Source organism: Zoogloea sp. JDB1, assembly GCF_056724025.1.
This window is the reverse complement of record NZ_CM161496.1, coordinates 4,819,845-4,846,825: the sequence shown is the minus strand read 5'-3', so window position 1 is coordinate 4,846,825 and position 26,981 is coordinate 4,819,845. Positions and strand designations below refer to the sequence as shown.

18 protein-coding genes are annotated in these 26,981 nt (G+C 67.5%); 8 read left to right on the top strand and 10 right to left on the bottom strand.

Annotation, left to right across the window (positions count from 1 at the left end; genetic code table 11):
• Nucleotides 1-15: 15 nt before the first annotated feature.
• From AC1PPK_RS21950 to AC1PPK_RS21915, 8 genes are all read right to left on the bottom strand, one after another.
• Nucleotides 16-885 (bottom strand): ABC transporter permease, encoded by an 870-nt coding sequence (locus AC1PPK_RS21950; RefSeq protein ID WP_481115121.1) that lies wholly within the window; start codon nucleotides 883-885, stop codon nucleotides 16-18.
• Nucleotides 882-1,736, bottom strand: a complete 855-nt coding sequence (locus AC1PPK_RS21945) for an ABC transporter ATP-binding protein (protein WP_481115120.1) — start codon at nucleotides 1,734-1,736, stop codon at nucleotides 882-884. Before AC1PPK_RS21945 ends, AC1PPK_RS21950 begins: the two co-directional genes overlap by 4 nt.
• A gap of 8 nt (nucleotides 1,737-1,744) precedes the next feature.
• A complete protein-coding gene (locus tag AC1PPK_RS21940) occupies nucleotides 1,745-2,755 on the bottom strand; it encodes an ABC transporter substrate-binding protein (RefSeq protein WP_481115119.1) in 1,011 nt (336 codons plus the stop codon).
• A 30-nt stretch (nucleotides 2,756-2,785) separates the two neighbouring features.
• Complete coding sequence (locus AC1PPK_RS21935; RefSeq protein WP_481115118.1) at nucleotides 2,786-3,679, bottom strand: TauD/TfdA dioxygenase family protein; 894 nt, start codon at nucleotides 3,677-3,679, stop codon at nucleotides 2,786-2,788.
• 170 nt (nucleotides 3,680-3,849) lie between these two features.
• Nucleotides 3,850-5,550, bottom strand: a complete 1,701-nt coding sequence (locus tag AC1PPK_RS21930) for a DUF4214 domain-containing protein (protein ID WP_481115117.1) — start codon at nucleotides 5,548-5,550, stop codon at nucleotides 3,850-3,852.
• A 116-nt stretch (nucleotides 5,551-5,666) separates the two neighbouring features.
• Nucleotides 5,667-6,029 (bottom strand): hypothetical protein, encoded by a 363-nt coding sequence (locus tag AC1PPK_RS21925; RefSeq protein WP_481115116.1) that lies wholly within the window; start codon nucleotides 6,027-6,029, stop codon nucleotides 5,667-5,669.
• Between the two features lie 18 nt (nucleotides 6,030-6,047).
• Complete coding sequence (locus AC1PPK_RS21920) at nucleotides 6,048-7,319, bottom strand: efflux RND transporter periplasmic adaptor subunit (protein ID WP_481115115.1); 1,272 nt, start codon at nucleotides 7,317-7,319, stop codon at nucleotides 6,048-6,050.
• Between the two features lie 18 nt (nucleotides 7,320-7,337).
• Nucleotides 7,338-10,511, bottom strand: coding sequence for an efflux RND transporter permease subunit (locus AC1PPK_RS21915; protein ID WP_481115114.1), 3,174 nt, complete (start codon nucleotides 10,509-10,511; stop codon nucleotides 7,338-7,340).
• 397 nt (nucleotides 10,512-10,908) lie between these two features.
• Between AC1PPK_RS21915 and AC1PPK_RS21910 the strand changes: the two genes are divergently transcribed.
• From AC1PPK_RS21910 to AC1PPK_RS21880, 7 genes are all read left to right on the top strand, one after another.
• The gene (locus tag AC1PPK_RS21910) at nucleotides 10,909-13,254 is read left to right on the top strand and encodes an arylsulfatase (protein WP_481115113.1); all 2,346 of its coding nucleotides are present in this window, start codon (nucleotides 10,909-10,911) and stop codon (nucleotides 13,252-13,254) included.
• Nucleotides 13,255-13,319: 65 nt separating this feature from the next.
• Complete coding sequence (locus tag AC1PPK_RS21905; RefSeq protein WP_481115112.1) at nucleotides 13,320-15,500, top strand: tetratricopeptide repeat protein; 2,181 nt, start codon at nucleotides 13,320-13,322, stop codon at nucleotides 15,498-15,500.
• Nucleotides 15,501-15,782: 282 nt separating this feature from the next.
• Nucleotides 15,783-16,757, top strand: a complete 975-nt coding sequence (locus AC1PPK_RS21900; protein ID WP_481115111.1) for an SMP-30/gluconolactonase/LRE family protein — start codon at nucleotides 15,783-15,785, stop codon at nucleotides 16,755-16,757.
• 30 nt (nucleotides 16,758-16,787) lie between these two features.
• Nucleotides 16,788-17,678 (top strand): dienelactone hydrolase family protein, encoded by an 891-nt coding sequence (locus tag AC1PPK_RS21895; RefSeq protein WP_481115110.1) that lies wholly within the window; start codon nucleotides 16,788-16,790, stop codon nucleotides 17,676-17,678.
• A gap of 40 nt (nucleotides 17,679-17,718) precedes the next feature.
• Complete coding sequence (locus AC1PPK_RS21890) at nucleotides 17,719-18,195, top strand: c-type cytochrome (RefSeq protein WP_481115109.1); 477 nt, start codon at nucleotides 17,719-17,721, stop codon at nucleotides 18,193-18,195.
• A 244-nt stretch (nucleotides 18,196-18,439) separates the two neighbouring features.
• A complete protein-coding gene (locus AC1PPK_RS21885) occupies nucleotides 18,440-21,787 on the top strand; it encodes a PAS domain S-box protein (protein ID WP_481115108.1) in 3,348 nt (1,115 codons plus the stop codon).
• A gap of 77 nt (nucleotides 21,788-21,864) precedes the next feature.
• Nucleotides 21,865-23,076 (top strand): aminotransferase class I/II-fold pyridoxal phosphate-dependent enzyme, encoded by a 1,212-nt coding sequence (locus tag AC1PPK_RS21880; protein WP_481115107.1) that lies wholly within the window; start codon nucleotides 21,865-21,867, stop codon nucleotides 23,074-23,076.
• A 30-nt stretch (nucleotides 23,077-23,106) separates the two neighbouring features.
• Here AC1PPK_RS21880 and AC1PPK_RS21875 read toward each other — a convergent pair whose 3' ends face one another.
• Nucleotides 23,107-24,111, bottom strand: a complete 1,005-nt coding sequence (locus tag AC1PPK_RS21875; RefSeq protein WP_481115106.1) for an AI-2E family transporter — start codon at nucleotides 24,109-24,111, stop codon at nucleotides 23,107-23,109.
• A gap of 87 nt (nucleotides 24,112-24,198) precedes the next feature.
• On the opposite strand from AC1PPK_RS21875, the gene AC1PPK_RS21870 reads away from it, so the two are divergent.
• Entirely contained in the window at nucleotides 24,199-24,963 is a 765-nt protein-coding gene (locus AC1PPK_RS21870) for a MipA/OmpV family protein (protein WP_481115105.1), read from the top strand.
• A gap of 16 nt (nucleotides 24,964-24,979) precedes the next feature.
• Here AC1PPK_RS21870 and AC1PPK_RS21865 read toward each other — a convergent pair whose 3' ends face one another.
• A complete protein-coding gene (locus AC1PPK_RS21865) occupies nucleotides 24,980-26,947 on the bottom strand; it encodes a carboxy terminal-processing peptidase (protein WP_481115104.1) in 1,968 nt (655 codons plus the stop codon).
• Nucleotides 26,948-26,981 lie beyond the last annotated feature (34 nt).

Genomic DNA, 26,981 nt, shown 5'->3' with positions numbered 1-26,981 from the left:
AAACGAGCGACGCTTTTAGCGTAGCAGGCCCCAGCGCCGCACGGTGACCCGTTCCAGGGTGTTGAAGCCGAGATTCTCGACGATCAGGCCGATGATGACCACCAGCGCCAGCCCTGCGAAGACCCGGTCGGTGAACAGCTCGTTGCGGTTCTGGAAGATGTACCAGCCGAGGCCGCCCTTGCCGGAGGAGGCGCCGAACACCAGCTCGGCGGCGATCAGCGTGCGCCACGCAAAGGCCCAGCCGATCTTGAGGCCGGACAGGATAGCCGGCAGCGCCGCCGGTACCAGGATCTGCAGCACGTAGCGGACGCCGCGCAGGCCGTAGTTGCGGCCGGCCATCTGCAGGGTCTGCGGTACGCCCTGGAAGCCGGCGTAGGTGTTGAGGGCCAGCGGCCACAGCACCGAATGCAGCAGCACGAAGACCAGGCTGCCGTGGCCGATGCCGAACCATAGCAGCGCGATGGGCAGCAGCGCGATGGCCGGCAGCGGGTTGAACATGGTCGTCAGCGTGGACAGCAGGTCGCGCCCGAGGCGCGTGCTGACCGCTAGCGCGGTGAGCACGAAGGCCGCCAGCACGCCGCCGATGTAGCCCTGCAGCAGCACCTCGAGGGACAGGGCGGTGCGTTCGAGCAGTTCGCCGGACATCAGGCCGTCCACCAGCGCGCTGGCGGTAGCGAGAAAGGTCGGCAGCAGCAGCTCATTGTCCTGCTGCCGGGCGACGATCTCCCAGGCCAGCGCCAGCAGCGCGAGGAGCACGCTCTTGCGCAGCCAGGCCTGTTCCCACAGGCGCGTGGCGAGCGGCAGCCGGCGTTCCAGGCTGACGTGGGTGAGGGGTTCCAGCTGGCGTTCGTATTCCGGCCGGATCGGGGCTTGGAGGGCGGTCATGCGAATCTCTTCAGGTTGTGGGGCGCCACGTCGGCGGTGATGCCGGTCGGCTCCTCGTCGAACAGCAGGCGGTGGATGCGCTGGGCGCTGGCCTGGAAGTCGGCGCCGCCGAGGCTGTGCAGGCCGTAGTGGTGGCTGTTGATCTCGGCGCGCATGCGGCCGGGGTGCGGCGACAGCAGGCCGATGCGGTTGCCGACCACCAGCGCCTCCTCGATGGAGTGGGTGACGAACAGCAACGTGAAGCGGACTTCGTCCCATAGGGTCAGCAGTTCTTCCTGCATCTTGCGGCGGGTCAGCGCGTCGAGGGCGGCGAAGGGCTCGTCCATCAGCAGCACCCGCGGCTGCATGGCCAGCGCGCGGGCGATGGCCACGCGCTGCTTCATACCGCCGGACAGGGTGTGCGGGTAGGCGTCGGCGAAGGCCGCCAGGCCGACCTTGTCCAGGTAGTGCAGGGCTCGCTCGGCGGCCTCCTTGCGGCCCAGGGTGCCGGTGGCGCGCAGCGGGAAGATCACGTTGTCCTTGACGGTCTTCCACGGCGGCAGCTGGTCGAATTCCTGGAAGACGACGATGCGGTCCGGGCCGGGGCCGCTGATCGGGCGTCCGTCGAGGCGGATCTCGCCGTCGCTGGGCGCCAGGAAGCCGGCCACCGCCTTCAGCAGGCTGGACTTGCCGCAGCCGGAGGCGCCGAGCAGCACGAAGCGGTCGCCGGCATGCACGTCGAAGCTGACCTCGTGGGTGGCGCGGACCACGCGGCCCGGCGTGCGGTATTCCAGGCTGAGCTTGTCCACCGCCAGCAGCGCTGGTGCGGGGGGCTCGGGCGGGAAGGCGTTGAGGGGGGTGACGATGGACATGGCGGACCTCAGCTACCCGGCTGCGCGTAGGCTTCCGGGAAGAAGTAGTCCTTCCAGGAGGCGGCGCGGTTCTTCAGGACGCCCAGCTTGTAGAGCTCCTCGGCATACACCAGGCTGCGCTGGGGCTGGATCGTGTAGCTGTTCTCCGGATCGTCGATGATCTTGCGCACGAGCTCCGGCGCCAGCCTGGATTTCTGCACGCGGATGAAGATCTCGGCGGCCTTGGCCTTGTCGGCTTTGACCAGCTTGGCGGCCTCGTCGAGGGCGGCGTAGAAGGCCTTGTAGGTCTTGGGGTTCTCGTCGTGGAACTTCTGCGTGGTGTACAGCACGTTGAAGGTGGCCGGCCCGCCGAGCACGTCGTAGGAGCTGAGCACCTTGTGCACGTTCTTGTTGGCTTCCAGGGCCTGGTAGTAGAACGGCGCGCTGGAGAAGTGGGCGTTGATCTCCGAGCCGCCGGCGACCAGCGCGGCGGTGGCGTCCGGGTGAGCCAGGCTCACCGAGATGGTGTCGAAGCGCTTGAAGTTGTCCTTGCCGAAGACCTTGGCAGTCTCGATCTGCAGCACGCGGGACTGGAAGCTGGTGCCGGCGGCGGGCACGGCGATGCGGTCCTTGTCGCTGAAGTCCTTGATGGTCTTCACGTTCGGGTTGCTGCTCAGCAGGTAGTTGGGCAGGCTGCCGAGGGCGGCCACTGCCTTCACGTTCTGCTTGCCCTTGCTGCGGTCCCACAGGGCGAGCATCGGCGGCAGGCCGGCCGACACGATGTCGAGGCTGCCGGACAGCAGGGCTTCGTTCATCGCGGTGGCGCCGGAGATCTGTGCCCATTCCACCTTGATGTCGAGGCCGAGGGCCTTGCCGTGCTTCTCGATCAGCTTCTGGTCATGGACCACGTCGAGGATCAGGTAGGAGATGCCGAACTGCTGGGCGACGCGGATCTGTCCTTCGGCATGGGCGGTCCAGCTGGCCGCCAGCAGGCCGAGGCCGCCGAGCAGGGCAGCGGTCTTGCGGGTCAGGGATTTCATGTTCTCTCTCTCTCTCTGTTTTTTCGGGGTTCAGAACGGCGCGTCGCCTTCGATGGTCGTGCGGTACAGCTTGCGGCGCAGGTGGTCAGGCGTACCGGCGGCGACGTGCATCACCGAGCGGTTGTCCCAGAACACCATGTCCTGAGGTTGCCAGGCGTGGCGATAGACGTGCTCGGGGCGGGTGCCGAGATCGAACAGCTCGGCGAGGATCTGGCGGCTCTCGTCCTCCGGGACATCCACGATGCGGGTCGTGAAGTGCTCGCTGACGAACAGTGCCTTGCGGCCGGTTTCCGGGTGGGTGCGCACCACCGGATGGATCACCGGCCTGACCTGATCGATCTGTTCCTGGCTCAGCTTGGGCCGCCACGGGCTGCGGCTGCGTAGCTCCTCGTACTTGGCCAGGTAGCTGTGCTCGGCGCGCAGCGGGGCGATGGCCTCGCGCAGCTCGGCGGGCAGCGCGTCGTAAGCGCTGTGCTGGTTGGCGAACAGGGTGTCGCCGCCCTCGGCTGGCAGTTCCTGGGCGTGCAGGAAGGAGCCAAGGCTGGGCTTGTCCACGTAGGAGATGTCGGAGTGCCAGAAATGGCCGGCGTCGCCGAGGCCGATGGGCTGGCCGTTCTCGCGGATGTTGGAGACGATCAGCACTTCCGGGTGGTCGGGCAGCGCGAACTGGTGCAGCACGTGGATCTGTAGCGGGCCGAAGCGGCGGCTGAAGTCCACCTGCTGGGCCGGCGTGATGTGCTGGTCACGGAAGACCAGCACATGGTGTTCAAGATGGGCGCGGTGGATGCGGCGGAAGTCCGCGTCACCGACGGGCTGCGTGAGGTCGAGGCCGATGACTTCGGCCCCGACCGCCGCGTCGAAGGGGCGGATCTCGAAGGTTTGGGCGCGTGCGCTGGCGGAGGGGGCGTTCAGTACAGCTTCCATGATGTGTGGGGCCGGCCGGAACCGGCCTGTCCGATAAAGGAAAGCTGTACTTTAGGAAGCTCGGGGCTATGCCTGAACCATTATATTTTCCGATGCTTATGAGCTGAAAGGCGCCTGAGCTTATGCGCTTTTGAGATTAAGCGGGTTGCCGGGCGGCCTCGAAGAACCGCTCAGTTCAGCCAGGGCGTGTAGTTGAAGCCGTTGCCGATCAACTGGACGACGGCATCCACGTTTTCACTCGATTCGGAAAACTGTGCCAGCACCACGGCTTGAGTCTCCGCCGGGACAGTGTTCATCTGGTTGAGCCACCAGTCGTACCCAGCCTGGTCGGGTGCCCGTCCCAGCACGTTGGTGTAGACCCGGGTGAGGAAGTCGGCATTCGATGGGTTCGTCCCGTATATGCCGTGGAATTCGGCCGAATTGATGAAGCCGGTAGCGACCTCCACAAGAGGGACACCCTTGTCCATCTGTGCGATCCAGTAGCCGACGCCCGCCACATCGGGTGTCCGTGCGAATGCCGCCTTGTAGATGCGGTAAGCCTGGCCGCCGATGCCGTCGGCGTCCAGGGCAACGCTCGTGTCGGAGAACTGGATGCGCTCGATATTGCTGAGGAGGTCGGTGCCGTCGGCACCGGTCTTGTCCTGAACCGTGAAGGTCGTGCCGATCTTGGTGATGGTGTAGTTGCTGCGGACAGATGCATAGACCGCTGCGTCGGTGCCGGCACCTCCATCGAGGGTGTCGTTGCCGCCCATGCCTTCCAGCCGGTCGTTGCCATCGCCACCCATCAGGGAATCATTGCTGGCGCTACCGGGCAGGAAGTCGTTACCGGGTGTGCCGTTGATGGTGCTACTACCTACTTTGGTCGTGAAGTCGTAGCTGCTGGTGCCGGCGTAGCTGTTGCCGGCCAGATCCTTGATGGCTCCTGCATCGATCTGCAGGACGTACTGTGTGCCGTAGGCCAGGTCTGTGCTGGGGTTGATGGTCAGTGTGCTGCCCGAGAAGCTCAGGTTTCCACTGCTGCCCACCGCATAGGTTTCCACGATGCTGCCGCTTGCGGTCTTCAGCGCGATGGCGCCGGAGCCGGCTTGGACGGTTTCGCTGAAGGTGATCGTGATGTCGCTGTTGATAGCCACGCCGGTGCTGGCATCCGCCGGGCTGAAGTTGCTGACGGTCGGTGCGGTGGTGTCGGCCGGGCCGAACAGATAATCGTTGTCCGAGATGGCGGCGACGAGTTGATCGTAGATGGGGCTGCCGATGTCCGCCCACGATCTCGCGGTGCTCTTGACGCCGATCACATACTTGCCGACCAGCAGCGGCCCGCCGGAGCTGCCGGCCCCCATGACGTCCTGCGGGGCATCGTAGACGCTGTAGAACGGGTTGCTCGTGACGGTGACGTCCTGCTGCATCATGCCCGTCGAGCCGGCGGGATAGCCGATCGCCGACGCGTTGACGGTTCCGTCCTGATTCGGGTCGAGACCCAGCCAGCCGAGCGTGTCGCCGATGGCGCGGTCGATGCCGATCAGCGCGATGTCGAACTGGGACTCGCTCTGCAGCATGGTCTGGTTGTCGCCGTCCTGATAGATGTTGTCAGGCCAGGTGATGGCTTCCCACTTGGTATAGCTGGGGTGGGCGATCCATGATTCGTAGACGCCGGTGACCGCGTTGTAGTCGGCGCCGAAATAGAAATCGAAGGACTTGGCGTAGCCGCCCATGTCGGGGTTGTAGACGCAGTGCCCAGCGGTAAGGATGTCGTTGCTGCCGACTATGCTGCAAGTCCCGCGGGTCTGGCTGCCGTCGGCCCAGGTGGTGACGATGGTGCCGATGTCGACGTAGGGTTGTGTGTTACGTGTCGCCGAGTTCACTTCGATCATGAATCACTCCCACTGTTTTTCCCTGCAAAGGCGCGATTATTGATGATGTTGGAATGATCGCGCAGTGCAATATGTCCACTTGGGTCGGGGAGTCTAACCACCTTGGGCGGCGTTTCCTACTTTCCATCCCCGAACTTGGCCTCCGCCGCTTTGGCATCGGTGGCGATCTTGTCATTGATTTGCCTCGCAGCCTGGGCTTCGGCGTTGATGAACTGGCTGATGATCTGGCTGGTGGCCTGGATGTCGGTGTTGCCTTCCTTCTGCAGGCAGTCGAGCCAGGCGCGCTGGGTCTGGCGGTAGGTGTTTACCGCGCCGACGCTCTTGTTGAAGGCGTCCGGGTTCTTCAGGTCGAGGCTGACCTCGGCCGGGCGCGGGCCGCAGGCGTGGGTCCAGCTGCCATTCTCGATCTTGCCGGCGTGGGCGGGCAGGGTGGCGACAAGGGCCGTGGTGGTGAAGGCGAGGGCGAGCTTGCGGGTCATGGTTTTCTCCGGTGTGGATCAGCCCTTGGCGGCGGGCGGGGTGGTTTTGTGGGAGTCGGGGGGCGTGGTGGCGGCGGTCTTCGGCGTGGCCGGCTTGTCGCCGGGGCTACCCTTGCGGGCTTTTTCGGGCAGGGCCTTGGGGCGTACGGTTTCGCCGTCGGCGAGTAGGTCGGACGGGCTGCTGACCAGCACCGCGCCGGCTTCGATGCCGTCGACGATCTCGATCTCCTTGCCGAGGTCGCGACCGAGGCTCACCTTGCGGAAGCTGACGGCGTTGTCCAGGCCGACCGTCACCACGCGGTTGCCGTCCTGACCGGTGACCAGCACGTTGGTGGGCACCAGCAGCGCCTTGACGCTGCTCGACAGGTTGAAGGTCACCTCGCCATAGGTGCCGGGCAGTAGCTTGCCGTCGGGGTTGGGCAGCTCGAGTTCCACCTGGCGCGTGCGGGTCACCGGGTCGAGGGCGCCGGCGGCGTGGGCGACTTTGGCGGTGAATTTCCTGCCCGGCGTCTCGGGGATGCGCAGCGTCACTTCCTGGCCGGGGGCTATCTCGCCGGCGTACACCTGCGGGATCCACAGGGTCAGGCGCAGCGGGTCGGTCTGGGCGAGGGCGAAGAGTTCCTTGCCATTGGCGGCGATCAGGTCGCCGACTTCCACGCTGCGGCGCGTCACCACGCCGTCGAAGGGGGCGACGATGCGGCGGAATTGCTTGAGTTGTTCGAGCCGGCGCACGTTGGCCTCCACCGCGGCGAGGTCGGCACGGGCCTGGGCGGCGGCGCTGCGCTTCTCGTCCAGGTCCTGACGGGCCACGCTGTCGAGGCTGGCCAGGTGTTCCCAGCGTTTCAGCGTATCGCGGGTGAGATCCATGCGGGCCTTGACCTGCTCGCGGCTGGCGCGGGCCTGTTCCAGTTCCTGGTCCTGCTCCGGCGCCTCGATGGTGGCGAGTAGCTCGCCCTTCTTCACGCGCTCGCCGATGGTCTTGTGCCAGGCCGCCAGGTAGCCGCCGCTGCGGGCGATCACGCTGATCTCGCTGCGGCCTTGCAGCGTGGCCGGCAGCGCGACGCTGCGCTGGCTGTCGCCGGGGCGGGCGACGATGGTGGACACCGTGCGCAGCAGGCTGTCGGCGGTGCGCTGCTCCAAGGCGCGGGCCTGCTGATGCTCGAAGGCGAAGCGCAGGGCGCCGCCGGCAAGCAGCAGGCCGATCAGGCAGAGGCCGGTGCGGCGCGCATAGCGCAGGGTCTTGCCGCCGGTGTGGGCGGCGAGGGGCGGGGGCGGGGTGAGGTCTGACATGGGGCGATTCCGGTTCGGTCAGGCGGGGGCCAGCTGGTGGCGGGGCCCGCGGCGCTCCAGCCGCAGATGGACGGCGGCGAAGACGAGGGGAACGAAGAGCAGCGTGGAGGCGGTGGCGAAGGCCAGCCCGCCGATCACCGCGCGGCCCAGCGGGGCGTTTTGCTCGGCGCCTTCGCCGAGGCCGAGGGCCATCGGCAGCATGCCGACGATCATCGCGAAGGCCGTCATCAGTACCGGGCGCAGGCGGGTGGAGGCGGCCTCCAGTGCCGCGCTGACCGGCGGCACGCCTTCGGCGAGGCGCGTGCGGGCGAAGGACACCAGCAGGATCGAGTTGGCGGTGGCGACCCCCATAGTCATGATGGTGCCGGTCAGCGCCGGCACGCTGAGGGTGGTGCCGGACAGGAACAGCAGCCAGGCAATGCCGGCCAGCGCCGCCGGCAGCGCGCTGACGATGATCAGTGGGTCGATCCACGACTGAAAGTTCACCACCAGCAGCAGGTAGACCAGCACGATGGCTACCGTCAGGCCGGTGGCCAGGCCGATAAAGGAATCGTGCAGGGTCTCCACCTGGCCGCGCATGACTAGGTCCACGCCGCGCGGCAGCTTGGCGCGGATGTCGTCGAGGACTACCGCGATGTCGCGGCTGACGCTGCCCAGGTCGCGCCCTTCCACATTGGCATACACGTTGAAAATCGGGTTGGTGTTGTAGCTGGTGAGCATCGGTGCCAGCGCCTGGCGGGACAGGCCGACCACGTTGCCGAGCAGCTGGGCGCCGTCTTCACCAGCACCGACCGGCGTGCGCAGCAGGCTGTCGAGGCTGTCGAGGGCGGTTTCCGGCGTGCGCACGCCGATGGTGTACAGGTTGTTGTTGCTCGGGTTGAGCCAGTAGGCGGGGGCCGCCTGCATGCTGCCGGACAGGGACACCATCACGTTCTGGGCCACGTCCTTGGCGGCGAGGCCGAGCTGCTGCAGGCGCACGCGGTCCATGTCCAGGGCCAGCGCCGGCTTGCTCCAGCGCTGATAGACGTGGGCATCGACGATGCCAGGGATGGCGCGCAGGCGATTGTTGAGTTCCACCGCCAGTGGGATTACGTCGGCCGGCTTGCCGCCGATGAACTGGATGTCGATAGGGGCTGGCGTGCCAAAGTTGAGGGTCTGGCTGACCTGGTCAGCGGGCTGGAAGAAGAACTCCACGCCGGGGAAACGCTCGGGCAGCAGCGCCCGCAGGCGGGTCGCGTAGTCGCTGCTCGGGGCGTGGCCCGGTTTGAGGGACACCATGATCTCGGTATCGGCGGTTTCGGTGGTGCCGGAGTTGCCGAACAAGGTGTTGCGCGTCGAGTAGGGGCCGCCGACGATGTCGAGGATGTCGCCCAGCTCGTCGGCCGGGATGGTCTCGCGGATCGTCGCTTCGATTTTGTCCACCAGATGGGGCATCTCCTCCAGGCGGAGGCCGGACGGGGCGCGCACGTGCAGGCGCAGCTGACCGGCGTCCACCGCTGGGAAGAGATCCTGGCCGAGCAGCGGCACCAGGCCCAGGGACAGCAGGCAAAGGCCGGCGAAGGCGCTGCCGAAGCGGCGGCGCTGGCGCAGCAGGGCGGCCAGCAGCACCGTGTAGTGCTCGCGCAGGCGGCTGAAGCCGCGCTCGAAGCCGACGTGGAGGCGGTGGCACTGCGCGGCGAAGCCGGCGGCCGGCGCCGGGCGATGGACGCCGTGCTGGCTGGCCATCATGTACATCACCAGCGTCGGCACCAGGGTCCGCGACAGCAGGTAGGAGGCCAGCATCGCGAAGACCACCGCCTCGGCCAGTGGCACGAACAGCGAGCGGGCCACGCCGGTGAGGAAGAACATCGGCACGAAGACGATGCAGATGCACAGGGTGGATACGAAGGCCGGCACGGCGATCTCCTGGGCGCCGTCGAGGATGGCCTGCTGCGGGTTCTTGCCGAGGCCCATCTGGCGCTCGATGTTCTCGATCTCGACGGTGGCGTCGTCCACCAGGATGCCTACCGCTAGCGCCAGGCCGCCGAGGGTCATCAGGTTGAGGCTCTCGCCGAGCAGGTAGAGGACGATCAGCGAGCAGCAGATCGACAGCGGGATGGACACCGCGATGATGCAGGTGCTGCGCCAGTTGCCGAGGAACAGCAGGATCATCGCGGCGGTCAGCGAGGCGGCGATCAGCGCCTCGTGCAGCACGTTGCCGATGGCCGCCCGCACGAACAGGGACTGGTCGAACATCAGCGTCAGCTTCATGTCTTCGGGCAGCTTGTCGAGGATGCGCGGGATCTCCGCGCGCACTTGGTCCACCACCTCCAGCGTGGACACGCCGCCGACCTTGAACACCGAGGTCAGGATGCCGCGCTCGCCGTTGTGGCGCACGATGGTCTGCAATGGGCCGGCGCCGTCGCGCACGCTGGCCACGTCGCGCACGTGGATGGTCTTGCCGGCGACGGTCCTGACCGGGATGTCGCCGATCTTGGCGAGGGTCGCCACCGAGCCGTTGAGGGCCACGTCGTATTCCCGCTCGCCGATCTTGATGGTGCCGGTGGGCAAGGTGAGGGTCTGGTTGCCGATCGCGTCGCTGACATCCGCCGGCGTGAGCCCGCGGGCCAGCAGCGCATTGGTGTCGATGTCCACCGAGATCTGGCGGTTGCGGGCGCCGAAGGGGGCGGTCAGCTCGACGCCCTTCTTGGTGCGCAGGGTGTTGCGCACCACGTCGTTGGTCAGCTCGCCCACCTCGGTCTCCGGCACCGTGGCGCTGGACACGCCGACCTGCAGCAGCGGCAGATCGGTGGCCGAGTACTGCACCACCTGCGGCGGTGCGATGCCGACCGGCATTGAGCGGTAGGCCGAGTTGGCCGCCGACTGGACCTGGGCCAGCGCGGTGCCGATGTCGGTGCCGGGCTGGAAGAAAACCTTGATGATCGACGCGCCGGCCACCGACAGGGATTCGGTGTGCTCGACGTTGTCCACCGATTGGGTCATGGCCCGCTCGGCGTTGCGGCTGATGCGGCTATAGATCTCCGGCGCGGGCAGGCCGTTGTAGCTGTACAGCATGGCCACGACAGGGATGTCGATGGCCGGGAAGATGTCCACGGACATCTTCTTCAGCACATAGGGCATGGACAGCAGGATGAGCAGCGCCATGACCAGGAAGGTGTAGGGGCGCCGCAGGGCGATATTGACGATCCACATCGGGAATTCGGGGTCGGCTGCGCGTGGCAGGGTTGCGGAGGCGCGCCGGGGCCGGGCTGGAACAAACCTCTGTATCGGGCAAATTCCGGGCCATGGGCAAAAACCCTGTGTCCGTGCGGGGGACTGCCCGATCTGGGGTGTGGGGCTTGCGCAGAAGCCAGCAGTCCGCCAACCGGAAAGTTGGGTTTTCAGCAGCATGGGGGGGCGGGAGCGCGGTGGGCGTGGTGACTGATGGCCGCGCGGCCCCTGCGTGGCGTGGCTGGGGCTCCGTTGCGGGCGCGCTGGCACGGGCCGTGCACCCGATCGCGGTTTGCGTCCGGCTGGCGTGTTCGCGGGGTACCCCTCGGAATCCGCCACCCGACAGCCATCTACAGAAGCAGACCGCACAGGAACAACAATGAAGAAACGCATCTACATCTGGCTGGGCCGTTCGGCGGCGCTGGCCCTCGGCCTGGCAGCGACCGGTGCTGGCGCCCAGGAAGTCCTGCCCCGTCCGCCCGAGCCCTTCGCCGGCAAGATCGACCCCTCCCGCGACAAGTCGGTGCCGGCCTGGCCGAAGCAGGCGCAGGCGCCGAAGGGCGCGCCCAACGTGGTGGTCGTGCTGCTCGACGACGTGGGCTTCAGCGCGGCGTCCACCTTCGGCGGTGTTGCCGACACGCCGGCGCTGCAGGACCTGGCCCGCAACGGCCTCAGCTACAACCAGTTCCATGTCACCAGCCTGTGCTCGCCGACCCGTGCGGCGCTCCTCACCGGGCGCAACCACCACGAGGTCGGCTTCGGCACCGTAGCCGACAGCTCGTCCGGCTTCCCCGGCTACAACTCGGTGTGGGCCAAGGACACGGTGTCGGTGGCTGAAGTGCTGCGTCAGAACGGCTACAGTACCTCGGCCTTCGGCAAGTGGCACAACACGCCCCAGTGGGAGATCACGCCGGCCGGTCCCTTCGACCACTGGCCGACCAGCCTCGGCTTCGAGTTCTTCTACGGTTTCATGGGCGGCGCCGACAATCAATGGGAGCCGCGCCTTTACCGCAACACCACGCCGGTGGAGCCGAAGGCCACGCCGGAGCAGGGCTATCACCTCACCGCCGACCTGGCCGACGAGGCCACCCGCTGGCTGCGTACCCATGATGCGGTGTATCCGGACAAGCCCTTCTTCGTGTGGTTCGCCCCCGGCGGCACCCATTGGCCCCACCACGTGCCGCAGGACTGGATCGCCAAGTACAAGGGCAGGTTCGATCAGGGCTGGGACAAGCTGCGCGAGGAGACCTTCGCCCGCCAGAAGACGCTCGGCGTGATCCCCGCCAATGCCGAGCTGACGCCGCGCCCGCCAGAGCTGCCGGCCTGGGATTCCCTGCCCGCCGAGCAGCGCCGCCTGCTGGCGCGGGAGGCCGAAATCTCCGCCGCCTACCTGGCGTTCACCGACTTTCAGGTCGGCCGGCTGCTGGCCGAGATCCGCGAGCAGGGCAAGGCCGACAACACGGTGGTGTTCTACATCGTCGGCGACAACGGCGCCGAGGTCAGCTCGCCGCTGCTCGGCCGCGACGCCACCGGGCCCGACGGGCAGCCGGCACCTCTCGCCGAGCGTCTGAAGGACATCGACGCGCTGGGCACGGCACGCTTCGACAACCTCTACGGTTCCGCCTGGGGCTGGGCCGACAACACGCCCTTCCAGTACGGCAAGGGCATCCCGTCCTACCTGGGCGGCACCCGCAACCCGCTGGTGGTGTCGTGGCCCAAGGGCCTGCGCGAGAAGGGCGTGGTGCGCGGCCAGTTCAGCCACGTCACCGACATCGCGCCGACGATCTACGAGCTGGCCGGCATCAGGTTTCCGGACAAGGTCGAGGGCATCCAGCAGCTGCCGCTGGAAGGGCGCAGCCTGGTGTACAGCTTCGACAACGCCAAGGCCGAATCGCCACGCACGCTGCAGTATTTCGAGATGGGCGGCTCCCGCGGCATCTACAAGGACGGTTGGTGGGCCGGCAGTCGCAACGTGGCGCCGCGGGGCAACGCGGTGCTCAACCAGGCGCCCTTCGGCCAGCGTCAGTGGCAGCTCTACAACCTGAACGCGGACTACAGCCAGGCCCACGATGTGGCCGCCGGTAACCCGGACAAGCTGGCCGAACTGGTGGCCACCTTCGACAAGGAGGCCTGGCGCAATGATGTCTATCCGCTGACGCCCGAGGTCGGCGTCGGCCGTCCGAGCCCGGCCGCCGGCCGCACCCTGTTCACCTATCGGGCCGACGTGACCCGCATCCCGTCGCGGGTCGGGCCGGACGTGACGCGGCGCGCCCACCGCATCACCGCGGACATCGAGCTGCCGGCTCGCGGCGGTGACGGCGTGCTGATTGCCGATGGTGGCCGCTGGGGCGGCTTCAGCCTGTTCGTGAAGGACGGTCGGCTGGTCTATGAGGCTAACGCCCACGGCCATCGCAGCGGCCACATTGTGTCGTCTCGCCCGTTGCCGAAGGGCAAGCTGCAGGTCGCCTTCAGCTTCACGCCGGACAGCGCGACGCCGCCGCCGGCCAGCGTGGTACAGGGCCAGCCGCCGGCGGCGGTGCCTGGCGTCGGGCGCTTGTTCGTGAACGGTGAGCAGGTCGGCGAAGGGCGCATCGCCAAGATCGTCTACGGCCCCTACGAATCCCTGGACATCGGCGCCGATCTTGGCTCGCCGGTGAGTCCGGACTATAAGGTGCCGTTCTCCTTCACCGGCATCCTCGGCAAGCTCGAGGTGGAATTGCGCTGAAAGCTCCCGTCAGCCGCCATCGCACGCCCTGCGGCGGGTGGTGGCGCATCGTCTTCCTGTTGTGCGTGTTCGCCCTGCCAGTCTTCGCCCCGGCCGGCGAGCCGGTCCGCTATGTGGGCAGCGCAGCCTGCGCCGGCTGTCATGCCGACGAGGCCCGGCGCTGGCAGGCGTCCCATCACGCCCAATCGATGCAGATCGCCAGCCCGGCCACGGTGCTCGGTGACTTCCGCGACCTGAGCGTCACCCTCCGCGGCCAGACCACCCGTTTCTTCCGCCGGGGCGAAGCCTTCTACGTGCGCACCGCCGGGCCGGACGGGCGCGAGGCGGACTTCCAGGTCACCCACACCTTTGGTGTGCATCCGCTGCAGCAGTACCTCGTCGCACTGCCCGGCGGACGCCTGCAGGCCCTCGGCGTGGCGTGGGACGCACGGTGCCGGGAGGAGGGCGGCCAGCGCTGGTATCACCTCTACCCGGACGCGCCGCCCAAGCCCGGCGAACCGGTGCATTGGAGCGGCCGCGAGCAGAACTGGAACTTCATGTGCGCATCCTGCCATTCCACCGGGCTGGTGAAAAACTACGATCTCAAATCCGACAGCTATCGCACGCGTTGGGCCGAGATGGCTGTCGGCTGCGAGGCCTGCCATGGGCCGGGCGCCGGGCACCTGGCCTGGGCGCGCGGCGGCAAGCTGGCGGTGGTGGCCGATGCAGGCCTGACGGTGTCGACCCGGCAGCTGCGCCGGCTGGTCTTCCGCTACAACGGCGCCCACCCCATCGCTCGCAGCGATGGCGACCCGAAGGCCGGCCAGCGGGCCGGCGAAGCCTGCTTCGGCTGCCATTCCCGGCGCCAGCAGCTGACGGCGGAACCCCAGCCCGGCGCGGCCTTCCTCGACGACTACCGGCCGGTGCTGGTCGAGCCCGGCCTCTACCACCCGGACGGGCAGATCGACGACGAGGTCTTCGAATACGGCTCCTTCGTGCAGAGCCGCATGCACCGGGCCGGCGTGACCTGCAGCCATTGCCACGACAGCCACAGCCTCAAGCTGCGCGCCGACGGCAACGCCCCGTGCGGGCAGTGCCACCTGCCGTCCAGCTACGACCAGCCGGCCCACCACCGCCACGGCGAAGGCTCGGCCGGCGCCCAGTGCGTGAACTGCCACATGCCGACCAAGACCTACATGGGCGTGCATGTCCGCCGCGACCACCGCCTGGCGGTGCCGCGCCCGGCCCAGAGCGCCCGCCTCGGTACGCCGGACGCGTGCACCGCCTGCCACACGGACCAGAAACCGGCGTGGGCCGCCGCCGCGGTCGAGCGCTGGAGCGGCCGGCCGGAAGCCGCCGACACGCCGCCGGTCGCCGTGCTGGCGGGGCGCCGTTCGGGCGTGCCGCTGGCCGGGTTGCTGTCCGCCGATTACCCGGCGATCCAGCAAGCCGGCGCGCTGCTGCGTCTGGTGGGTAGCCCTGCGGCGGCGGACGTGGTGGCCCGTGCGGCCCGCGCCGACGAAGGCCTGCTGCGCCTCGGTGCGGCACGGGCGCTGGCCGGGCTCACGCTGCCCGAGGCCTGGCGCATCGGCGATGCGCTGCTCGATGATCCGCTGCGGGCGGTGCGTACCGAGGCCGCGCGGACGCTGGCCGGCGTACCGGCCGAACGCCTGCCACCGGCCCGCCGGGAACGCCTGGGCGCCGTGCTGGCAGAGCTGGTCGCCAGCGAGGAACTGGCGGCGGATCGCCCCGAGAGCCACGTCAACCTGGCCCGGATTCACGCCGCCCGAGGCCAGCCGCAGTCGGCCGAGCAGGCCCTGCGTACGGCCCTGCGGCTGGATGGAGCCTTCGTCCCCGCGCTGGTGAACCTGGCCGACCTGTACCGCGCCACCGGCCGCGAGGCGGACGGTGAGGCGACGCTGCGCCAGGCCGTCAAACTCGCCCCGGCCGCCGCCGAACCCGCCCATGCCCTCGGCCTCGCCTTGATCCGCCAGGGCCGCCGCGACGCCGCGTTGCCGGAACTGGCACGGGCCGTGGCGCAGGCGCCGGACAACGGTCGCTACGCGCTGGTGCTGGCGGTCGCGCAGCTGGAAGCCGGGCAGGGCGACGCGGCGCTGGCGACGCTGGCGGCAGCCCGCGCGCGTCTGCCGGAGGACGTGGCGTTGCTGCGCACCCAGCTGCAGATCGAGCGCCGCCTCGGCCGACCTGAAGCGGCGGCGCATCAGGCGGAACTGTTGCGCCTCGAACGGAGCCTCGCCGCGCCCTGACAAGGCGGGTGCAGGTGGCCTGCGGAGGTTGGGAAATCAGCAGGCTGGCAGCAGACGGTGGCGTGATCTGTGTGCAGCGCAACAGCGGGCCCCGCGGTCGATGCTTCCGGTAGCGCCGCCAGCTGCCTGCTGAAAATCCGATTTGTTTCGACAAATCAATTGTATGGATGCCGCCTGCAGTGGTCGGAGGGCATGGTTGGCACGGCCCGTGCAGGAGAAGGGCCTGCCCCCCCGCGGCCGAGGCCGCTCACCTCAACGCCAGTCATCCCGATACCGACCGCCATGAAAATCAAAGCCTCCCTCCGCGCCCTGGCCGCCCTTGGCGGTGCGCTGCTGAGCCTGTCCGGCGCCCACGCTCAGGAAGCCGTGACGCGGGCCATCTCCGGCGTGGTCGCCGCCGGCACCCGGATCGAACTCATCAAGGACGGCTTCAAGGGCACCGAAGGCCCGATCGCCGCGCCGGATGGCAGCGTGCTGTTCACCGAGAACCAGAACGCCCGCGTGATCCGCATCGCGCCGGATGGTTCCACCTCGGTCTTCCTCGACAACACCAACGGCGTCAATGCACTGGCCTTCGCCGCCAATGGCGATCTGGTGGCGGTGCAGACGCTGCAGCCCAAGGTCGGCGTGATCCTGCCCGCCGGCAACGCCCGTACGCTGGCCGAGAAGGTGGACGGCGGCCTGTCCTTCGGCCGCCCCAACGACCTGGTGGTGGACAAGGCCGGCAACGTGTATTTCACCGATTCCGGCGCCAACGCCAATGCCAATCCCAAGCCGGATTTGTCCAAGATCTCGCCGCCGGCGGTGTACCGCATCAGCCCCGAGTTCGCCATCGAACGCCTGGCCAAGGACATCGAGCGCCCCAACGGCATCCAGCTGAGCCCCGACGAGAAGGTGCTGTACGTCGCCAACACCGCCGGCGAGTACGTGTTTGCCTACGATATCGGCGCCAACGGCAAGCTCGGCCCGAAGCGCCAGTTCGCCAGGCTCGAAGGCTTCCGCCAGACCGACAACGGTCCGTCCAGCGGTGCCGACGGCCTGGCGGTGGACAAGGACGGGCGCCTCTACGTGGCCAGCAGCGCCGGCGTGCAGGTGTTCAGCAACAAGGGCGAGCCCCTCGGCATCATCGCGTTGCCGAAGGCGCCGCAGAACCTGGCCTTTGCCGGGCCCGGCAAGCAGCAGCTGTACGTGGTCGGCCGTGGCGCGGTGTACCGTATTCCGGTGCAGACCGCCGGCTATGCCGGGCGCGCCAAGTAAGCCCGCTTTTACCGATTGAAGGAGCTTTCCATGACCCGCAAGACCGCTGCCGATTTCGAGCCCGAAGTGCTCAAACTGTTCGATAAGTACGTGCATGGCATCATCCCGCGTCGGGAGTTCCTGAAAAACGCCGCCAAGTTCGCGGTGGCCGGCGTGACCGCCGAAGGCCTGCTCGAAGCCCTCAGCCCGAAGTTCGCCGAGGCCCAGGAAGTGCAGGGCAACGATCCGCGCATCAAGGCCCAGTACGTCGAATACCCGTCGCCGGCCGGCTATGGCACGCTGCGCGGCTACCTGGTGCAGCCGGCCAACGCCAGCGGCAAGCTGCCGACAGTGCTGGTGGTGCACGAGAACCGCGGCCTCAACCCTCACATCGAGGACGTTACCCGCCGCCTGGCCCTCGACGGCTTCATCGCCTTCGCGCCGGATGCGCTGTTCCCCCTCGGCGGCTACCCCGGCGACGAGGACAAGGCCCGCGAGCTGTTCACCAAGCTCGACCAGAGCAAGACCCGCGAAGACTTCGTGGCCGCCGCGGCGATCCTCAAGAAGCTGCCCCAGGGCAACGGCAAGGTCGGTGTGACCGGCTTCTGCTACGGCGGCGGTATCGCCAACTTTCTCGCCACCCGCATCCCCGATCTGGCCGCCGCGGTGCCTTTCTACGGCAACCAGCCGACGCCCGAGGAGGCCGCCAGGATCAAGGCCCCGCTGCTGATCCACTACGCCGAGAACGACGAGCGCATCAATGCCGGCTGGCCCAAGTACGAGGCGGCCCTGAAGGCGGCCGGCGTGAAGTACGAGGCCTACATCTACCCGGGCACCCAGCACGGCTTCAACAACAACACCACGCCGCGCTTCGACGCCAACGCGTCCAAGCTGGCGTGGGCGCGCACCGTGGCCTTCTTCAAGCAGCACCTGAAGGCCTGATCCATCACCTCACTCATCACCGAGATCGTACGGAGAAACAATGAAGAAGTTCGTCAAACCCTTGCTTGCCGCCCTGATCGTCACCACCACCGCGGCGGCCTCCATGGCCTTCGCCCAGCAGGCGCCCAAGCCCGAGCAGGTCATCAAGTGGCGCCAGTCCGTGTATCAGGTGCTGGCCTGGAACAACGGCCGCATCAAGGCCAGCGTCGACGGCACCTACAACAAGGACGAGGTGATCCGCGCCGCCAACGCCATTGCCGCCATTGCCAACTCTGGCCTCGGCGCCCTGTACCCGGCCGGCACCGAAACCGGCAAGGGCTGGCGCGAGACCACCGTCAAGCCCGAACTGTTCACCGAGCAGGCGAAGGCTGGCGAAGCCGCCAGGAAGTTCATCACCGAAGCCAACGAACTGGCCAAGGTCGCCGCCACCGGCGACGCTGGCGCGGTCAAGGTGGCCTTCGGCAAGCTCGGCCAGACCTGCAAGGGCTGCCACGACGACTTCCGCAAGAAGGACTGAACCTTCTGCTGCGGTGTCCGGGCCGGCCTTTTTTGCCCGACCGGCGGCAGTGGTCCGGACATTCCCTGGCGGGGCGGCTGCGGCCGCCCCGTTTTTCTTTGTGTGCCCAGGAAGGCGCAAGAGCTTCGCCATCTGTCGCTGATCACTAATTTGTGCAGCACCGCGGCAAAAGTGTTGGGCGGGGCGATCATATCGAGGTAACTTTCACTGCAGATCCACGCTACGGTCCGCCGTCCCCGCAACCATGCGCTCCGTCAAGCTGCACTGGCTGTTTCTCGCTGTCCTGTTGCCGGGCATCGTCGCGCTGGTCGCGCTGATGGTGGATTCCTACCTGCGCGAGGAGGCCAATCTGCAGGAGAACGCGCTGCAGACGGCGCGGGCGCTGCGCCAGGTGGTGGATGAGCAGATCCTTGGCAAGCAGAAGGTGCTGCAGGGCTTCGCGATGGGCAGTGCCTTCGACCGGCGTGATTACGCGGCGCTGCGCCAGCAGGCCATGCTGCTGCTGGCAGAGACGGACTTCGCGGATGCTCTGGTGGTCACCGATGAGAGCGGCAAGCAGTACCTCAATACCCTGATCCCCGAGGGGCAGCCGTTGCCGACGACGAAGAACATGGTCCGTGTGCACCGGATCTACGGGACCCGCAGCCCCTACATTTCCGACGTGGTCGTCGGCACGGTGGCGAAGCGCCACCTGATCACTCTTGACGTGCCGGTGATCCGCGACGGGCAGGTGTTGTTCGACCTGAATCTGGTCCTCTTCCCTGAGCGTCTCGGACGCATCCTCAACGCCCAGCAGTTGCCGGAGGGCTGGCTGGCGTCGATCTACGACGCCACCGGTCACATGGCGGCGCGTAGCAGTGGTGGCTTGAATGTCGCAGGCCAGCCGGTTTCGCCCCCGCTGATGGAGCGCCTGCAGGGGCCGACGGAGGGGCGTGTCCGCGGCATGAGCCTGGAGAGGACGGAGGTCTTCGGCGCATACAGCCGTTCGGCCCTGACCGGCTATTCGGTGGCCGTCGCCGTACCTGTTGGCATCCTGCAGCGGGAACTGCTCAGGAACCTGGCCTTGAGCGCGCTGATCGTGGCGGCCATGACGGTCGCCAGTCTGCTGCTGGCCCGGCGCTTCGGCGGGCAATTGCAGACGGCCTTGCGGGGCCTGGTGGCCGCGGTGGACGCCGCCGCCGACGGGGGCACGGGGAGGATCGTGCAGCCGGAGGGGCCGGCAGAGATCCACCATCTGTCCGTTCAGTTCGAGCGCATGCTGCAGGCCCGCAACAAGGCGGATGGCGTCGTCCGTGGCGAGCGCCAGCGGCTCTACGACATTCTGGAAACCCTGCCGGCCTTCGTCGTGCTGCGGACTCCGGATTTCAAGGTTGTGTTCGCCAACGCCATCTACCGGCAGCGTTTTGGCGAGAGACATGAGGACAACTGTGCTGCGCTGTTCGGTCGCGGTGAGGTTCCCCACGTGAGAGAGGAGGGGGGGGAATGGGAGTGGGTCGGCCCCGATCAACGCATTTACGCGATCCATAACCGCCCCATTGTCGGGCCGGACGGCACGCCGCTGGTCCTCAAGATGGGAATTGACATTACCGAGCGGCGCACTGCCGAGGCCGCCCGGCGGGAGAGCGAGGAGAGCTTGCGCATTGCACTGACCTTCTCGCCCAACGCGATCGTGATGGCGAACCAGCAGGCCCGTTTCATTTTCGCCAGCCGGGCGGCCGAGCTGTGCTTCGGCTACAGCCAGCAGGAATGGCTGTCGATGGACGTGGCGGAGCTCTTTCCGCCCTTCGAGGTAGAGCGCGTGATGATCCGCTTCCGCCGCAATGCGGAAGGTAGCCACGAGTTCTTCGAAGCGGTCGTCCGGCACAAGAACGGTCGCCTGATCGATGTGGAGATCAACGGCGTGCTGCTGCCCGATGGGCGGGTGCTCGGGGAGATCATCGACATCTCGGCGCGCAAGGCGGCAGAGAAGCAGATCCGCCAGCTGTCGATGGCGGTCGAGCAGAGCATCGAGAGCGTCGTCATCACCGACCTGGACACCCGCATAGAGTACGTGAACGAGGCCTTTGTGCGCAGTTCCGGCTACCGCCGTGAAGAGGTGCTTGGTCAGACCCCGGCGCTGCTGAAGTCCGGCCAGACCCCGCGGGCGACCTACGATGCACTGTGGGCGACGCTGGATGCCGGCCGGCCGTGGCGCGGCGAGTTCATCAACCGGCGCAAGAGTGGTGATGTCTATATCGAGAACACGACAATCGTGCCGATCCGCGAGCAGGATGGGCAGATCACCCATTATCTGGCGATCAAGGAGGACGTCACCGAGAGGCGGCGTATCGAGGATGAGCTGGAGCGGTATCGCGACCACCTGGAGTCGCTCGTCGAGGAGCGCACGGCGGCGTTGTCCGTCGCCAAGGAAGCAGCCGAGGCGGCCAACCGGGCCAAGAGTACCTTCCTGACGACGATGAGCCACGAACTGCGTACGCCGATGAACGCCATTATGGGCATGACGGCGATGGCCTTGCATCGGGCCACTGATCCGCGCCAGATCGAGCAGCTCAGCAAGGCCCGGCAGGCGTCGCAGCACCTGCTGGCGCTGATCAACGACATCCTCGACATTTCGCGGATCGAGGCCGATCGCCTGAGCCTCGACCGCATCGATTTCCGCTTGCAGGGCGTGCTCGACAATCTGCGCACGCTGATGGAAGGGGCGGCGGAGCAGAAGGGGCTGGCCCTGGTCATCGATGTGGCGCCGCAACTGGCCCGGATGCCGCTGCGCGGCGATCCGCTGCGCCTGGGGCAGATCCTGGTCAACCTGGTCGGCAATGCGCTCAAGTTCACGCCGGGCGGGCGGATCGGCGTGAGCGCGCAGGTGGCAGCCGAGTCTGCCGCCGACGTGCTGTTGCGCTTCGAGGTGAGGGATTCCGGCATCGGTATCGCCGCCGAGGATCAGCTGCGCCTGTTCGCCACCTTCGAGCAGGTGGACGGCTCGATGACCCGCAAGTACGGCGGCTCGGGCCTGGGGCTGGCGATCAGCCGGCAGCTGGCCCGGATGATGGGCGGCGACATGGGGGTGATGAGCGAGATCGACGTGGGCAGTACCTTCTGGTTCACCGTACGCCTGCCGAAGGGGGATGAGCGTGCCATCCGGCCCAGGGGCCGGGTCACGGCGGAGGCGGGTGCCCGTCTGCGCGAGTGTTTTGCAGGTGCGCGGGTGCTGCTGGCGGAGGACGATCTGGTCAACCAGGAGGTCGTGAAGGCCCTCATCGAGGAAGCCGGGCTGGCTGTCGATGTGGCCGGCAACGGCGCGGAGGCGCTCGTCATGGCGCAGCGGCAGCCGTACGCCCTGATCCTGATGGACATGCAGATGCCGGTGATGAACGGTATCGAGGCCGCCGAACACATGCGGACGCTGGCCGGCTATGCGGCGACGCCCATCATCGCCCTGACCGCCAACGCCTTCGAGGATGACCGCCGCGCCTGTCTGGCGGCAGGCATGGACGATTTCATTACCAAGCCGGTGGAGCCGGCCCGCCTGCTCGAAAGCCTGTTGCAGTGGCTCAAGCAGGCCGAGGATGGACGCAAGTCTGTCGACAGCTAACTGCCAGACTCGCGCCAGTCTGAATCGCTAGCCTTTGGGGTTCTGACGCTCCGTCTTCACCGTGCAGGTCCGAACTCATGAAAGAATTCCAGGATATCGCCCGCTGGCTTGAGCAGCGCGGCACCGTGCATCTCATTCCCCGCGTCGAGTCGCTGCCGTCGCCGGCCTTCCGCATGGACGGCAGCGAGCATGTGTCCTTCAGCACCAACAACTACCTCGGGCTGGCGTCCCATCCGCGCATGATCGCCAAGGCCCGGGAAGGGCTGGAGCGTTACGGTGTCGGCAACTGCGAATCGCGTCTGCTCGGCGGCGACCTCGAAATCTACGACCAGCTGGAGCAGAAGCTCGCCGACATGAAGGGCAAGGATACGGCCCTGCTGTTCGCCACTGGCTACCTGACCAACCTCGGCGTGTTGTCCTCACTGGTCAAGACGGCGCAGTTCGCGCGCATGTATGGTTTCCGTACCCGCGGCCGCCACAGCTACGCGTTCTTCTCGGACGAGTACAACCACGTCAGCATCCGCGAGGGTATCCGTCTGTCCGGGGCCGATCGCCTGACCTTCCGGCACCTCGACCTGGAGCATCTGGAGTCCTTGCTGAAGGCGTCGGAGGCGACGACCAAGATCATCGTCACCGACGGCGTCTTCAGCCAGGACGGCGACATTGCGCCGCTGCCCGAGCTGCTGTCCATTGCCGACCGCTACGACGCGATGGTGTACGTGGACGATGCCCACGGCACCGGTGTGCTCGGCGCCAACGGCGGCGGCATCACCGAACACTTCGGCATCAACGATCCGCGCCTGATCTGCATGGGTACCCTCAGCAAGGCCTATGGCGCGATCGGTGGCTTCATTGCTACCGACAAATACATCGGGGAGCTGTTGCGCCTGACCTGCTCGGCTTACGGCTTTACGTCCACGCTGCCGCCGGACCAGGTTTTCGCGGTCAGCGAGGCGATCGACATCGTCCAGGACGAACCGGAGCGCCGTCAGCGCCTGTGGGACAACAAGCGCTATTTCGTCGAGTCGATGCAGGGCTTGCCGTACACGCTGGTATCCACGACCACGCCGATCGTGCCGGTGCTGATCGGCGACGAGGTGTTGACCGACAACCTGTCCCAGTTGCTGCGCAGCGTCGGGCTGCATGTGGACAGCGTCAAGTTCCCGGCGGTGCCGAAGAACCAGGGGCGCTTGCGGGTCATCCTGAATGCCGGCCATACCCGCAAGCAGATCGACCTGCTGGTTTCCGTGCTGCGCGATCAGCAGTCGGTGTTGCTGAAGGCGGCTTGAAGGCTACGGTGGCCGCCCGGGCGTCGCGCCTCAGATCAGCCGGGCGGCCGTGAGCTCGGCCTTGATGTAGGCGTACACCACCGGCGCCAGCGCCACGCCGCCGAAGCCGAACAAGGCCTCCATGAATACCATCGCGACCAGGATCTCCCAGGCCCGGGCGTCGATCTCGCCGCCGACGATGCGGGCGTTGAGGAAGTATTCCGCCTTGTGCAGCACGACCAGGAACAGCAGCGACAGCAGCGCTGCATAGGGCGACACCGAGAAGCTGATCATCACGATGATGGAGTTGGAGATCAGGTTGCCGACCACCGGCAGCAAGCCGACGATGGCGGTGATCAGCACCATCGTCTTGCCGAAGGGCAGGTGGATGCCCAGCGCCGGCAGGATGGCCAGCAGGTAGAGGCCGGTGAAGAAGGCGTTGATGGCGGCGATCTTGCCCTGGGCCACGAAGACCCGGCGAAAGGACTTGTAGAAGGTGCCGACACGCTCGTGCATGGCGGCGGCGAGGGGGCGACGCTCGTTGCGTGCCGAGATCTCATGCACCGCCACCATCGCGCCGATGATCATGCCGATCAGGATGTGCGCGGCGGCGACGCCGGCTTCCTTGCCGAGCAGGCGGAGCTCCGGCGCATGCTCGCGCAGCCAGTGTGCCGCTTCGGCCTTCAACTCGGGGCCGCTGCTGGGGAGACTGCCGAGCAGCCACGGCGGCAGCACGTCATTGGCGCTGTCGACGGCCTCGGCCATCTTGGTCCAGATCGCGTCGAGGCCGCCACCGCCGTGCAGCATCGAGGCGATCCACAGGCCCAGCCCGACCATGCCGGCGATAATCAGCATCGCCAGTACCGCGGTCGCCACCAGCTTGCCGCGCGACCCGGCGACCACCCGGCCGACCAGAGGCTGGGTCAGCTGCACCAGCAGGAACACCAGCATGCCGGCAAACAGGGCTTGCAGCAGGTGCAGACTCAAGACCGCCAGGATGCCGCCGGCGGCCAGAATGTAGGAACTCCCTTGTACCCAATTTTGACGTATTTCCATTCTCTATTCCGTTTGCCGGCCAGATCCGGGCGCCATTCTACGCCCCCGCCGGCGAGCTTTCCCCGTCTCCGCCGGGCGCTGGTCCTGGTGCTGACGTCGTTGGCGAGTACTGCGGGCCTTGCCGCCGGTGGGACGATCTTCATCGACCGGCCGCCGGAGCAGGACTACACCCTGTCGGCAGGGCCTTCCCTGTGGATGTTTCAGGCGTATCCGGGTGGCAAGAAGACCGATACGGTGCTGCTGCCCGGTGTGGACTTGTATTTTGCGAATGGCGTCTTCGTGTCCACCGACAATGGCATCGGCTGGAATCTGTCGAGGCGCGACGACCTGCAGTTCGGGCCGCGCCTGTGGGCTCAGCTGAAGCGCAAGGCCAGCGCCAGCCCGCGGCTGGCTGGCACCGCGGATATCGGTGCGCGCCTGGAGAAGGGCGCCTTTCTCAATTACGCGCCCTATGAGTTCCTGCTCGTGCAGAGCAGCGTCCGTTACGGTTCGGGGGTGAGAGGCGACGGTCTGCTGGGCGAAGTGGGCCTTACCGTCGGGGCGCCGCTCGGCGCAGACGGCACGCTGGCCCTGACCCTCGGCAGCACCTGGGCCAACCAGGCTTACCGGCAGAGTTACTTCGGCCTTGACGAAGGGGCTGCCCAGCGCAGCAACCGCAGCCCCTGGCAGATGCAGTCCGGTCTGCAGGACACCAGTCTGGCGATCAGTGGCGAATACCATCTCGATGCGGACTGGCGCTTGAGCGGTCAATGGATCCGGGCCCGCCTGCAGGGCGATGCGGCCCGCTCGCCGGTGACCGAGTCGGCAACCCAGAACCTGCTGTCGCTGACCCTTTGGCGGCGCTTCAAGTGAGCCTGGCCAGGGTGCGTCAGGGGCGGAGGGCCAGCTCGATGCGGTCGGCCAGCACCCGCGCCGCCTCCACCTGCAACAGGTCGGGGCCGGCCGGACGGGCGGGAGGTGCCGCTTCGGTGGCCAGTTCGGCGCGGCGGGTGCTTTCCTTCAGGGAGATTTCGGTGCGCGCCTGGCGGGCTTCGAAAGCGTTCAGCGCAGCCTGCTGTGCCTGCAGTTCGGGGCTGGCGGCGACGCGTGCGGCATGGCGCTGCTGCAGTACGGCGGGGCTGTCGTCGAGAGGGGCGAGGGTGTCGTAGTTGGCGGCACGGATGCGCTGGAAGGGCAGCGCGTTGTCGAAGCTGGCCTCGCCGGGCTGGGCGTGGGCGGGCAGCACCGGCAGTACGACGTCGGGTTTCACGCCGCGCAGCTGGGTGGTGCTGCCGTTGATGCGGTAGAACTGCTGGATGGTGAATTTGAGTTCGCCGAGGCCGCTGGCGCCGTTGGGGCTACCGCTGGCCATGCGGTCGAGGGTCACCAGGGTTTGCACAGAGCCCTTGCCGTAGCTGGTCTCGCCGACGATGACGCCGCGCCGGTAGTCCTGGATCGCGGCGGCGAAGATCTCCGATGCGGAAGCCGAGTTGCGATCGATCAGCACCGCCAGGGGGCCACTCCAGGCCACGGCCGGGTTGTTGTCGCCGCTGACCTGGTTGCGCCCGCGGGCATCGCGCTGTTGCACGACCGGGCCAGTCTCGATGAACAGGCCGGTGAGTTCGACGGCCTCGTCGAGGGAGCCGCCGCCGTTGTCGCGCAGGTCGATGACCAGGCCGTCCACCTGCTCGCGGCGCAGCTCGGCGAGCAGGCGGGAGACGTCGTGGGTGGCACTGCGGAAGCCCACTTCGCCGCGGTTGCGGGCTTCGAAATCCTGGTAGAAGGCGGGCAGCGTGATGACGCCGATGCGCCGCGGCTGGCCGCCCTCGGTGGTGTCGACGATGGTCTTGCTGGCGGCCTGGTCGTCGAGGCTGATCTTCTTGCGCACCAGCGCGACGGACTGCAGCGGGCCGCCCTGGCCGCCGCCGGGCAGGATGTCGAGGCGCACTACGGTGTCGGCTTTGCCGCGCACCCGGGCGGCAATATCGTCGAGGTGCCAGCTCAGCACGTCCTCCACCTGGCCCTGGTCGCCTTCGCCGACACCGACGATGCGGTCGCCCACGTGCAGGCGGCCGGAGGTGGCGGCAGGACCGCCGGGGGTGAGTTCGCGGATCGTCGCGTAGTCGTCCTTTTCCTCCAGCACCGCGCCGATGCCGACCAGGGACAGGCGCATTGAGATGTCCAGGTCGTCGGCCGCGCGGGCGCCCAGGTAGGCCGTGTGCGGATCGACGCTGGCGGTGTAGGCGCCCATGAAGAGCTGGAAGGCGTCTTCGCTGCGAGCCTTTTCGAGGCGGCGCTGGAAGCCCGTGTAGCGGCGCTCCAGCGTGCGGCGAATGGTGTCGTCGTCCTGGCCGGCGAGGCGCAGCTGCAGCCAGTCGTTCTTGACGCGCTTGCGCCACAGTTCGTCCAGCTCGCTGGTGGAGCGGGCCCAGTCGGCTTTGTCCCGGTGCAGCGGGTAGGTCTCGTCGGCGCTGAAGTCGAAGCCGGCCGCCAGCAGTTTGCGGGCGTGGGCAAGTCGTTCGTCGGCGCGCCGGGCGTAGCGGTTGTAGATGGCGAAGGGGACGCGCAGGTCCTTGCCTAGGATGGCGTCGTCGAACTGGAGGCGGACGGCCTGCCAGCCGTCGATGTCGGCCTGCAGGATGTACAGCCGGTCCGGGTCGAGGGCCTTGAGGTAGCGGGCGAAGATGCGCTCCGACTGGATGTCGTCGAGGGCGACCGGCGTGTAGTGGTAGTGGCCGATCAGCTGGGAGGCAAGGTTGGCGGCCTGTCCCTGCCAGGGCTGCGGGCTGAGCTCCGGCGGCGCGGCGTGGGCAGCGGTGGCGACGATGCCCGTCAGGCACCAGTGGAGCGGTTTCATGGGGTCTCCGGGTGCGCGGGCAGACCCCGCTTGC

Excerpts from the sequence above, each read along its gene's own strand:
- AC1PPK_RS21950 (WP_481115121.1), bottom strand. The coding sequence starts at position 885 with ATGACCGCCCTCCAAGCCCCGATCCGGCCGGAATACGAACGCCAGCTG.
- AC1PPK_RS21945 (WP_481115120.1), bottom strand. The coding sequence starts at position 1,736 with ATGTCCATCGTCACCCCCCTCAACGCCTTCCCGCCCGAGCCCCCCGCA.
- AC1PPK_RS21940 (WP_481115119.1), bottom strand. The coding sequence starts at position 2,755 with ATGAAATCCCTGACCCGCAAGACCGCTGCCCTGCTCGGCGGCCTCGGC.
- AC1PPK_RS21935 (WP_481115118.1), bottom strand. The coding sequence starts at position 3,679 with ATGGAAGCTGTACTGAACGCCCCCTCCGCCAGCGCACGCGCCCAAACC.
- AC1PPK_RS21930 (WP_481115117.1), bottom strand. The coding sequence starts at position 5,550 with ATGATCGAAGTGAACTCGGCGACACGTAACACACAACCCTACGTCGAC.
- AC1PPK_RS21925 (WP_481115116.1), bottom strand. The coding sequence starts at position 6,029 with ATGACCCGCAAGCTCGCCCTCGCCTTCACCACCACGGCCCTTGTCGCC.
- AC1PPK_RS21920 (WP_481115115.1), bottom strand. The coding sequence starts at position 7,319 with ATGTCAGACCTCACCCCGCCCCCGCCCCTCGCCGCCCACACCGGCGGC.
- AC1PPK_RS21915 (WP_481115114.1), bottom strand. The coding sequence starts at position 10,511 with ATGTGGATCGTCAATATCGCCCTGCGGCGCCCCTACACCTTCCTGGTC.
- AC1PPK_RS21910 (WP_481115113.1), top strand. The coding sequence starts at position 10,909 with ATGAAGAAACGCATCTACATCTGGCTGGGCCGTTCGGCGGCGCTGGCC.
- AC1PPK_RS21900 (WP_481115111.1), top strand. The coding sequence starts at position 15,783 with ATGAAAATCAAAGCCTCCCTCCGCGCCCTGGCCGCCCTTGGCGGTGCG.
- AC1PPK_RS21895 (WP_481115110.1), top strand. The coding sequence starts at position 16,788 with ATGACCCGCAAGACCGCTGCCGATTTCGAGCCCGAAGTGCTCAAACTG.
- AC1PPK_RS21890 (WP_481115109.1), top strand. The coding sequence starts at position 17,719 with ATGAAGAAGTTCGTCAAACCCTTGCTTGCCGCCCTGATCGTCACCACC.
- AC1PPK_RS21885 (WP_481115108.1), top strand. The coding sequence starts at position 18,440 with ATGCGCTCCGTCAAGCTGCACTGGCTGTTTCTCGCTGTCCTGTTGCCG.
- AC1PPK_RS21880 (WP_481115107.1), top strand. The coding sequence starts at position 21,865 with ATGAAAGAATTCCAGGATATCGCCCGCTGGCTTGAGCAGCGCGGCACC.
- AC1PPK_RS21875 (WP_481115106.1), bottom strand. The coding sequence starts at position 24,111 with ATGGAAATACGTCAAAATTGGGTACAAGGGAGTTCCTACATTCTGGCC.
- AC1PPK_RS21865 (WP_481115104.1), bottom strand. The coding sequence starts at position 26,947 with ATGAAACCGCTCCACTGGTGCCTGACGGGCATCGTCGCCACCGCTGCC.